General features: G+C 26.1%; 6 protein-coding genes. 2 read left to right on the plus strand and 4 right to left on the minus strand.

Annotated features, from left to right (window positions below):
- A partial coding sequence (locus tag PF569_04955; GenBank protein MDA3855583.1) for an Lrp/AsnC family transcriptional regulator occupies positions 1-768 on the plus strand: 768 nt, incomplete at its 5' end.
- Position 769: 1 nt separating this feature from the next.
- Here the strand turns inward: PF569_04955 and PF569_04960 are convergent.
- Together PF569_04960 and PF569_04965 are read right to left on the minus strand one after the other, a co-directional pair.
- Positions 770-1,681 carry a hypothetical protein gene (locus PF569_04960; protein MDA3855584.1) on the minus strand — a complete coding sequence of 304 codons (912 nt, stop codon included), beginning with the start codon at positions 1,679-1,681 and terminating at the stop codon, positions 770-772.
- A gap of 1 nt (position 1,682) precedes the next feature.
- On the minus strand, positions 1,683-3,011 hold the full coding sequence (locus tag PF569_04965) for an MBOAT family protein (GenBank protein MDA3855585.1): 1,329 nt from the start codon (positions 3,009-3,011) through the stop codon (positions 1,683-1,685).
- A gap of 321 nt (positions 3,012-3,332) precedes the next feature.
- On the opposite strand from PF569_04965, the gene PF569_04970 reads away from it, so the two are divergent.
- Positions 3,333-6,020, plus strand: a complete 2,688-nt coding sequence (locus PF569_04970; protein ID MDA3855586.1) for a S8 family serine peptidase — start codon at positions 3,333-3,335, stop codon at positions 6,018-6,020.
- A 396-nt stretch (positions 6,021-6,416) separates the two neighbouring features.
- Here the strand turns inward: PF569_04970 and PF569_04975 are convergent, their stop codons facing one another.
- The gene (locus PF569_04975; protein MDA3855587.1) at positions 6,417-7,016 is read right to left on the minus strand and encodes a class I SAM-dependent methyltransferase; all 600 of its coding nucleotides are present in this window, start codon (positions 7,014-7,016) and stop codon (positions 6,417-6,419) included.
- Between the two features lie 60 nt (positions 7,017-7,076).
- The coding region (locus tag PF569_04980; protein ID MDA3855588.1) for a glycosyltransferase family 2 protein at positions 7,077-7,724 on the minus strand (648 nt) is incomplete at its 5' end.

Below are 7,724 nucleotides of genomic sequence, written 5' to 3' on the forward strand. Positions count from 1 at the left end.
TCAAATGAGAATTTAAATCAAATTATCAAATACTTAGAAAATCATAAAAATACTACTTGGATTGGTAAAACTTTTGGAAGATATGATTTAAGAATTTCAATCATTGTTAAAACTCATGAAGAAGTTCATAAAATAATCTCAGAATATAATAAAGAATTTGGGAAAAATATTGCATTTATTGATTATTTATATGTAATTGACAAATTTAAAGCTCCAGCAAATCTATTTCTTGAAAATATCTTTGATAAAAATGTTGTTAGAGAATATTCATTTAATAATTTAAAAGAAAATGATACTAAAAAAGATTTAGAAAAACTCGACCAGATTGACAAACAAATAATATATGAATTATCTCAAAACCCTAAAGAAACATATGCTAAAATTGCAATAGATACAAAACTTACAGCTGAAGCTATAAAGTACAGAGTTAAGAGATTAGAAAACAATAGATATATTACAGGAAATAGTATTGTAATAGATGGAAATAAATTCGGAAAAATATGGTGTAGCGTTTTACTAAACATTAATTCAGGAAAAATGAATGAATTTAAAAAATTCTTGAAAGAACAAGCATTCTTAAGTAATTATGCTGAAACTATAGGTAATTGGAATTTTACTGCAAATTTCTTTGCCAATTCAATTGAAGAACTGTACGAATCATTAAATATTGTTAGAAATAAATTTTCCGAAGATATTAATAACTTTGAATTTTTAATAATCTTTGATTTTTATAAATTTCCTAAATTACCTAGTTGTATTTTAGAGTGAATTAATTATTGATTTTTAATTCATCTATTCTTTTATTCAAATCTTTTGAGAATATTTCTGCTCCAATATAGTTTAGATGATCTAAATCAAAAAATAATGAATCATTATCCATATAAGTCTCACTGTAATCAAAAATGGTGAAATTAATATTATTATCTCTGACAACTTCTCCAATACTTAAATAGTATTCTTTAACAGATGAATCATTAAGATTCAATCTCACATTATGAGGATATTTAATAAAAATAACTCCAATTTCATTTTTCTTTGATAACTTCAATATTCTATCCAAACTAATTAAATCAACTTTAGAATCCATTTTATAATCTATAACAAATGTATTATTGTTTAAAACACCATTTGAAAGAAAAAAACCTTGTGCATTAATAGAGTCTAATTTATTCTTATCTAAGAACACATACCCAAAAAAAATCCCCCTACCAATAAAACCAAAATTATAATTTATGAAACTTTTCACACTAAAACCATAATCTTCACTTATTTGAGCATATGAGACATCATTTCTAATTAAGTATAATGACCTTTGAAATAAATCAATATTCTCATTCATTGAACCATCAATTTCTAAAAAGACTATTTCAGGAATTACTCTGTCCTTTTCTACAATTCTTTTCAACCTATAATAATTCTCAGCATAGGATTCGCCAGGAAATGCATAATTAAATGAAGTATTTGAAATAAATTCTGGATTCAAACCCATATATGTATGTGAATCACCTAAAAATAAATACTCTAAAGTGTTCTCTGAGATAAAATGAGAATATACTTTATCCTTATGTGGAGTTATAGTATAATGATTATAAACAAAATTAAAACTGAAATTTATTATAATGAAGCATATTAAAAACAAGAATAAGTAACCTGAAATTTTTATTTTTTGATTTTTTACCATTTTAAAATTGAAAATATATGAATTGAGCGGACTTAAATATACCGAACAATAAAGTTATATAAATTAGACTAATATAATAATAAGGTTCTAAAACTTTAAATTTAATAAAATGTTTATTGTCAAATAATGACTTTTCCTGAATAAAATCTACAATAATTAAGAATACAATTAAAGCTATAGCAATTATAAATTCCCAAAAACTTAAACCAATATTATATTGAAATATATTAAAACTGAAATTTACAAAAAAATTATTGATTATATATATAGCATCACTAAGGCTATTTGCTCTAAAGAAAATCCACCCCAATAGAACAAGATGAAATGTTATAATAATATTAAAGAAACTTAGTAAATATTGAAAATTATTTAATTTTAATAAAATAATAATATTACTCCTAAATTTAACAGTTAACCTAGAAAATAGATAATAAAAGCCATGTAATGCACCCCAGATAATAAATGTCCAATTAGCCCCATGCCAGAGTCCACTGATAATAAAGACAACTAAAACATTAAAGCCCCATCTAGGAATCTTAACTCTATTACCTCCAAGAGGAATATATAGATAATCTTGAAACCATGTAGACAATGATATATGCCACCTCTTCCAAAACTCACCAATTGATTTTGCAAAATATGGTCTTCTAAAATTCTCCATTAAGTCAAAGCCTAGCATTTTTGCACATCCAATTGCTATTAATGAGTAACCTGAAAAATCGCAGAGTATTTGAAATGCAAAGAAATATGTTGCAATAATTAAAGGTAAGCCAGTATAAGCTGAGACATTATTAAATATTTGATCAACTAATATAGATAATCTATCTGCGATTACTACTTTTAGAAAGAAACCCCAAATAATTATCTTGAATCCAAAAATAAAACTATCTAAATCAAACTCTTTTTTTCTCCTAAACTGAGGTAATAAATTTTTAGCTCTCTCAATTGGACCTGCAACTAATTGAGGGAAAAAAGAAACAAATAAAGCAAATATCCCAAAATGTCTTTCAGCCTTTATTTTCTTATTATATACATCAATAACATATCCAACTGTCTGGAATGTATAAAATGAGATTCCTACAGGCAAGATTAAATCTAGCAATAAAGGACTTGTACTGAAACTAAAATAATTTAAAAAGTTTGAAAATGAAATACTTATAAAATTGAAATATTTAAAAACAAATAAAAAACTAAAATTTAATAAAATTGTAAGATAAAGATAAAATTTCTTAGATCTACCTTCTTTTAATTTTTCAATTTTGATAGCTAAGAAGTAATTAATAAATGTGTATAAAAATATTAAAAAAGCATATTTGAAATTCCAAACCATATAAAAATAATAACTTGAAATCAGCAACAAAATCCATCTATAACCACTAGGAATTATATAATATACAATAAGGATTGAAATAAAAAATAATATAAAATGAATTGAATTAAAAAGCATTATAAAAAGAATGATTAATAAGTATTAATAAAATTTTCTTAAAAGATAGAAGAATCAAGTAAAAATATATAAGAAAAAAGTCAAGTATTTTACGTTTTAATGATTTTTTTATCCAAGAAATCTATAGTTTATCCCTACTTCTAATTTTTTTCAAAAAAACAATAGCAACGATTTTATAATTGGGTTTTCTAAATAATTTTACAAATGGAAAATTTGAGAAAAAATACTCGAACAATATTAATTCTATACCTGTTAATAATTAGCCTAACTGGTGTTGTTTTTGCATCAAAGAATATTGATGAAAATATGTTTAAAGAAACAATTAGAATACAAGAAGAAAACTCTCTTGATAAAAGAGCTTATTATATCATAAAATTCGAACATGAATTGAATTATTTTCAAAAAGATAAATTAACTAATGAATTTGACTTTGATTTAATATTTCCGATTAATACAAATTTTTGGTATATATCAGTACCATTAACTGACTCTAATTGTTTTTCTAATAGTAAACGGATTAATAATTGCTATAGTGAAATTGAAAACAAAATAGTTTTTTCAAGTAAAGCTGATTCTTCTTTAAAAATCTCAGAAAAGATTAAAAATTTAAAATTTTCTGAGAATAGTTATACACAAGCAGGAAAAGTAGTTATTTTTGCATATTATAAAGAAGAAATTATTTTAGAAGATTTAACTTTAATGCTTGAAGAATATGATGTTAATGTATTATATTCATTAGAAGAAATAGGAGTTGTTGCTATTGAGATTGAAGAAAGCAAAATCTCCAAAATTGCTGAATTAAAAGAGATTAAATATCTTGAAGCAATAAATGTTGATTTCGAAGATACACTTTATGATTCAAAGATAGCAATAAATGCTAATAACTATAGAAATGAGAATTTATATGAAGCAACAGGAGATGGAGTAAAAATTTTACAATATGAAGTTGGAGTTCCATTTGAACATCAATCATTTCAAGATAAACTAACTATTCCTCAAGATTATGTAGATGAGACAGACCATGCAACTCATGTTGCAGGAATATTAGTTTCAAATTCGGAGGATTCTAGCGATGCTTTAAAATATCAAGGAATAGCGAAAGACTCAGAATTAATTTCTTATATGCCAACATTTAATCCCTTTAATTTCTTTTTTGTAACAAGAGATATTAAAAATCACTATACTGAAGCTGTAGAGGATTATGGTGCGCAAATAATTACAAATTCTTGGGGAGCAAAACCTATTTCAATGGATTGTGCAGGAGGGTCTTATACAACTGATTCTAAACTTTTAGATAGTTTGACTCGAGAATTAAAAGTCCCAATTTTTTGGTCTGCAGGAAATGTATATAAAGAAATTAGCTGTAGTTATGATGCTTTAAAGTCTGATTATATGAATATTCTACCTAGAGCTTCTGCAAAAAATGTAATTACAGTTGGTGCAGTTAATAGTGAAGATAATTCAATTGCTAATTTTAGTAGCTTTGGACCAACATATGATGGAAGAATTAAACCTGAAATTGTGGCGCCAGGATGCGCAGATAACAATATTGGAATTTATTCTACAAGTTCTGAGGGTACTTATACAAATATCATTGATGATGAGGTTGCATGTGGAACTTCTTTTTCTACTCCTATGGTCTCTGCTACTGGAGCATTAATGATCGAAACTTACAAGGAAGTCTATAATACTCAAGATGGTATGCTTCCATCAACATATAAGGCAGTTCTTGTGAACTCTGCAAATGATTTAAAGAATGATGGTTTAGGTAGTTTTGAAAATGATGGTCCAGATTTTAAAACAGGTTTCGGATTACTAAATGTTCAAAAAGCTATTGAAACTATTGAAAATGAAAATATTTTTGAGTCTAAGATTAAGAGTGAAGAGGATATTAAATACTTTCAAATAAATGTTTCTGAGAATCAAGAAGATTTGAAAATCACTCTTGCTTGGGATGACCTTCCAGGTAATTGGTATGATTGGACTAATTTAAAGAATGATTTAGAAATTATGGTATTGTCTCCTACAGGAAAATTATATTTGCCATGGACATTAACCCCTACAGGACAGAATTATGAAGACTTACCTGTAAGATATAAGAGAGATAGTTTGAATGTAGTAGAACAAGTTTATGTTTATCCTTCTGAGATAGAGGTTGGGATGTGGACTATTTTAGTTCGTTCTGAGGAGTTAGAAGATTCTCAGACTTTTTCTATTGCGCATAATTTAGTTATAGAAGATAGCATTAATTTATACGATGGATTGCTAGCTTATTATCCTTTTGATGGAGATGCTAAAGATTACTCAGGTAATGGGAATGATGGAACTGAGTTTGGAGTTACGTACGTAGAAGGAGTTGAGGGGATGGCTGCTAAGTTTGATGGGAATGATGACAGAATTGAAACCAATCTCATATTAGATAAGAATCCAAAAGAATTTAGTTTTTTTGTGAATTTATTTATTAAAGATATTACTGATAGAGATGGTATTTATGGTGAATTTACAAATACACCTAGCAATTACAATTATGTGAGGAATTATTTTCATATCTATGAGAATAAAACAACTGCATATGGGCAATCTCCTCCTAAAGAGTTAGATGCAAGAAATCAGAAAGAAATGGTTACATTAAATAAATGGATAAACATAGGATTCATTAAAAAAAAGAATATTATTTATTGGTATGTAGATGGGGAACTATTTGAGAATGCTACTTATACTGAATCTTATATTGGATTAGAGCCCGATTTAGGAGTTATAGGTTCAAGATATAGACCAACACATAACCAATGGATTGATTCATTTTATGGCTCAATAGATAACTTTGCTATATGGAATCGTTCTTTAAGTGAAGAAGAAATTGATATATTCAATGAATTTGGTATTGATTAATTTATTTAAATACCAATTTATCATATACAAAATATTTTAGCACAAATAGGAAAACAGTTACAATCACAATTGAAAATAAATAATGTATCCCTAGATTATCTGTCAGGAATTTTACCAAAGATAAATCTAGAAAATACATAATTACTAAAGCTATAGAATATCTAAAAATATTTTTTAATTTTTCTTTTTGATTCTTAAATACGAAACACATGTTAAAATAAAAATTTAAGACTATAATTACAGATAATGTAGCAATATATGAATAAAAATAATCAATTTTCATAAACTCAGTTAAAAATGCAGTAAGAATTATCTTAAGTCCATAACTCATAAGACCAAGATAAAAAAATTTGCTAAATTTATGAATTAAAATGTTCTGGATTTTGGCTAATAATATCATTTGGATTTTTTTAGAACAACTACTTGATTTAAACCAAGCTCGAACTTTTCATACACTTCTAGATTCCACCCATTTATATTTTTGAAATCCTTTTTCGAATAATACCTTACATGCTCTTCATAGGAGTCTTTTGCAAAGAGTCTAAATTTTGAACCTATTCGAAGAATATGATCTGCAAATTGAACAGGAGTAGTGATTAATATTTTTGAGCCTTTCTTAGTTATAAGATTTATTTGGTTTAATAAATTCTCAAAATCATCAATATGTTCAATTAAAGCAGATAGAATAACATAATCAAATTTCTCTTTGCTTTTGATTTTTTGTTTGTTGAAGTCAACATTCTCGAATTTGAAATTTTTTTCATTTTTATACCTTTTCCTACATTTTTTTAAAATATCTTCTCGAATATCAATTCCTAAGTAATATTTTGGCTTTTCAATAAAGTTCAAAAAATGACCATCATCACAGCCTAGATCTAAAATATTTTTATCTCCTTTAACATATTTGGCAATTTTACCAATTCTAATTTTTTTTAATTTTCCTGAGAAAATACCATTCAATCTTGTATCTTCAATAGGTGCATTTTCATTAACCATAATTAGAACAAAGAAAGTTAGGATATAAAGTTAAATAATGAAGTATAGTAGTAACATAAACTACTTTCTTCTAATTATCTCTGCAAGCAATCCAAAAAAGAACACTTGAAATGACATGAAAAATAAAACTAAAGTTAATCCTCCTAACGATTCTGTCACCAAATAATCTCTAATTCCTCTTGCAATTGCCAATATTAATAATATGAAACTTAATGGCATAAAAAACCTGATAGGATTAAAATATAATGTTAATCTAGATACTAATGTGAAAAATCCTATTGTATCTTTTATTGGATGTATATGAGATTTCCCATCTCTTTTGTAATAATCAATTGGAACATATTTTACCTCATAACCACTTGTGAAAGCTCCCATAGTAATTGTTGATGTGAATGAAAAACCATTAGGATATAGATTCCAAAATTGCTTTGACATCTCTTTTTTAAAAATTCTCATACCTGAATTTAAATCTTCAATTTTTTTTCCAGCTAAAAAACTTGAGAGGATTGTTAGAATATATTTAGGCACTAGTCTAAGTTTGGAAATAGAACTCCAACTTCTTGCTCCAACTACCATATCATAATCTCCCAATTCTTTAATCAAATCATGATATTTTGCAACTGGATAAGTACCATCTGCATCAGAAATTGCTATATACTCAAATTTAGAGTTTAAGATTCCAGTCTTAAGTGAAGCACCATAACCTTT

The sequence above is a fragment of the Candidatus Woesearchaeota archaeon genome (assembly GCA_027858315.1).
GTDB lineage: Archaea > Nanobdellota > Nanobdellia > Woesearchaeales > UBA583 > UBA583.

Bases quoted from the DNA above. Each gene is read 5' to 3' on its own strand.
- PF569_04960 (MDA3855584.1), bottom strand. From the start codon at position 1,681: ATGGTAAAAAATCAAAAAATAAAAATTTCAGGTTACTTATTCTTGTTT.
- PF569_04965 (MDA3855585.1), bottom strand. From the start codon at position 3,011: ATGGTTTGGAATTTCAAATATGCTTTTTTAATATTTTTATACACATTT.
- PF569_04970 (MDA3855586.1), top strand. From the start codon at position 3,333: ATGGAAAATTTGAGAAAAAATACTCGAACAATATTAATTCTATACCTG.
- PF569_04975 (MDA3855587.1), bottom strand. From the start codon at position 7,016: ATGGTTAATGAAAATGCACCTATTGAAGATACAAGATTGAATGGTATT.